Origin of the sequence: Parafrankia sp. FMc2, from assembly GCF_041008525.1 — a bacterium.
In the GTDB taxonomy this organism is placed as follows: domain Bacteria; phylum Actinomycetota; class Actinomycetes; order Frankiales; family Frankiaceae; genus Parafrankia.
Map to the genome: position 1 here is coordinate 1 of NZ_JBFLUG010000312.1, position 2,964 is coordinate 2,964.

Annotated in this window: 3 protein-coding genes and 1 pseudogene; 1 reads left to right on the forward strand and 3 read right to left on the reverse strand. The window is 71.1% G+C overall.

Annotation, left to right across the window (positions count from 1 at the left end):
- From AB1460_RS36595 to AB1460_RS36605, 3 genes and pseudogenes are all read right to left on the reverse strand, one after another.
- Nucleotides 1-423, reverse strand: a pseudogene (locus tag AB1460_RS36595) (hypothetical protein); the annotation flags it as partial.
- On the reverse strand, nt 420-734 hold the full coding sequence (locus AB1460_RS36600; RefSeq protein ID WP_368967086.1) for a hypothetical protein: 315 nt from the start codon (nt 732-734) through the stop codon (nt 420-422). The pseudogene AB1460_RS36595 and the gene AB1460_RS36600, both read right to left, overlap by 4 nt.
- A 7-nt stretch (nt 735-741) precedes the next feature.
- On the reverse strand, nt 742-1,890 hold the full coding sequence (locus tag AB1460_RS36605; RefSeq protein WP_368967088.1) for a hypothetical protein: 1,149 nt from the start codon (nt 1,888-1,890) through the stop codon (nt 742-744).
- A 479-nt stretch (nt 1,891-2,369) separates the two neighbouring features.
- Between AB1460_RS36605 and AB1460_RS36615 the strand changes: the two genes are divergently transcribed.
- On the forward strand, nt 2,370-2,828 hold the full coding sequence (locus AB1460_RS36615) for a hypothetical protein (protein WP_368967089.1): 459 nt from the start codon (nt 2,370-2,372) through the stop codon (nt 2,826-2,828).
- Nucleotides 2,829-2,964 lie beyond the last annotated feature (136 nt).

The window sequence follows — 2,964 nt, forward strand, 5'->3', positions numbered from 1 at the left end:
GGTTAAAGAAGACGGGCGGAGGTGGCGCCGGGTACGGGCGGGTGGGCGGCGGCGGGGGACACAGGCCCGGCCGCGTACCCGGCCCCCGCGGGGGGCTGCGAGATAGGTGGCCAGCGCCAGGGCGGTGCGCAGCGGACTGCGGCCCTCGGGGCGCACGAACCGTTCGGTGAACGCCAGCGCGATCGGTGTTCCGAACAGCACCAGCAGATTGCCGAGGAACCCCAGGTGCATCCACAGACCCCGGGTCAGGTAGAGCACGAACAGCGACCCGAGGAAAAGCCCGACCTGGGTCAGGGTGTACGGGCCGAACGGAATGGGGTGCCCGCCGGGCAGCAGGCCGACCACATGGCCGTGGCGGTGCGCCTTGGCGTAGCTGCGAAACGCCAGCCGCTCACCGGCCCGGTCGCCGTCGTGGACGCTCATATCCGGGCCTGCCGGTCCTCGCCCGGGGCGGCCGGGAACTGCCCCGTGGGCACCCCGACGACGATCTGGATGCCCGCCGCGCTGTCGAGGTCCTCCTTCAACCGCTTGGCGTTGTCATCGCTGGAGGTGGCCGCCCAGATCGCCACCGCCCCCGCGGCCGCGGCCATCAGCAGCGGCACGAGCGCACCCTGCTTCGAGAACGCCACCCGCATGATGTTGATGACGACGACGATGCCGAGCACCACGAACACCAGCGCCTTGACCTGGCCGGTCAGCTTGTTGAAGGTGTCGAACCAGCCGGCCGCCAGCACGACCGTCTCAGAATGGGCGGGTGACATACGGGGACTCCTGCACGGTGATCGACGGATACGGGCGCGGCTCTTCCCCCGCCCCCGCCCCCGTCACCGCCGCCGGTGACGGTGACGGTGACGGTGACGGCGGCAGGGAGGGCAGTGGAGACGGGGAGACCGCCGGCGGGGAGGCGGCCGGAACCGCCGGCAGGGCGTCGTCGTCGAGCGGAGGCGCTCCCGGCAGCGCCGCCACCTCCCACCGGTCGGCGCGGGCGACCAGGCGCAGCGGGTAGCTGAGCAGCTGGATCGCCGTCGCGGACGCGACCCGCACGGTGGCCAGCACCGCCAGCCGCTGCCCCTCGGCCGGCCGGGCGACATCCAGGCCGGGCACGGTCTCGCGGCGCATCTCGACCGTCTCGACACCGGTGTAGGGAACCGGGTTGATGGGACGGATCGTCGCGGTCGGGCTGGTGTAGCGGCGGACATCCCCGGCCCCCGTCAGCAACGCCGCCAGGAACCGGCGCACCACATCGCCGACCGGATCGTCGGGGTCGACCGCGCTCGCGTAGGCCAGCGCCGGGGCGTCGTCGAGCGCGGGCGGGCAGGCGACCCGATCAGGCATCCGAGTGGCGCTGTACCCGACCGGATCGCCCTGCTGCCCGGTGCCGCCGGCGGCGGCGTCACCGCGGGCGACCAGCGACACCCGGTAGCAGGCAACCCCGTCGGGAACCAGGCCGCCGTCCACACCCCGGGCCAGTTCGTCGACGGCGACGGTGACCGTCCAGTAGCCGGCGGCCACCTCCCCGGCCCGCAGCACTGTCACCTGCCCGGCCGCCCGGGCACCCGCGGTCACCCCCGCCAGCGACGGCACCGCGGGGAAGAACATCCGCAGCCGCTCCTCCTGCCCCTCACCGGCGGTCAGGAACGCGGCGACGAACGCCTGCGCCCACCCCGCCGGCCCGGTCGCCGACCGCACGACCGCCGGCGCCGCCCCGGCACCGTTCGGACGGACCACCCACCCGGCGACACCCCCGACCGCCCCGGTGATCACCAGCGCCCACAGGGTGATGGTCGCCGCTGCCGTCATCCAGGCGGCTCTGCGCGCCACCGGAATCGCCGGCGTCCCGGTGACCTCCTCGTCACCGGCGTCCGGCTTCACCCGACCCCGCCGTGTCATCTCTCCTCCCTTCTCCGGGTGCGCGACAGCGACGACATCGGGGGAAGGGACAGCCCACGCGGGCAACGCGACACCGGCAACCGGCACGCCGGCGCGGCAGGGGACGGACCGGGGAGGCTCGCACCGTCGGGAGAACCACCAGGCCGGGGTGTCTGTGGCCTACCGCTCCCGGTGGGGGCATGCGCTGATCGGCCGGGAGCTCAACCTGCCGCAGTCCTGGGTCGACGACCGGACCGTTGCCGGGTGGCCGGTGTGGGGGACGAGGTGTCGTTCGCGGCCAAGCCCCGCCGCACAATCGCCATGCCGGATCGGACGATCATCGTCCGATCCGGTGAGATGTTCTTGATACTGTGCGGTCGCCGAGGTCGGTGGCGCCCGACGCGACCGCCCGGGCCCAGGCAGCGAGGGCGTAGAGCAGGAAATCCGTGTCAGACAGGGGGCTGGTGGTCCACAGTCGACGGATGTCTGCCAGGACACTCGTGGGCATCTGGGCCGAACGGCCGCTTTACCAGAGCCCGCCCGAGGACGCGACCCTGGGATTCAGCTCCGACGGAACAGGGTGGATGTACTGGGCGAGCTGGAGTACGGGGTTCGAGGCGCAGGTGTTCACCTGGTCGGCGCGGGATGCTGGTGTTCTCGTGGTACGAGTTCACACCGAGCTGGGTGGCACCTGGTCCATGGATGACAGAAAAAGATCCGTACACGACATGGAAACCGTCGAGTTGATCGATGCCGAGTTGACCTGGAAATACCAAATAGTCACCGGAGTGAATTATCTCGGCGAACCAGCCGTCATTTTACATCTTGACCATCCCTTTACCGAGGGGCTGACCGGGAACACGTTCTCCCGCGTCATCGAACCCGGCCCCCACGTCCCCCTGCCGCTGCTGGAAAATCGAAACGAAGGCCCGACCGATCCCGGGAACCAGGGCCCGTGACAGCTAAGCGCCTGTCCTGAATCTTGATGGTCATTGACTCTGGGTGGTCTTCCTGGGAGTCCAGCGGGGGACGGGGGTGCCGCGGGCAAGCCGGTGGGCCATCGTGCGGATCATGGCCCAGTAGACGAAGGTGACA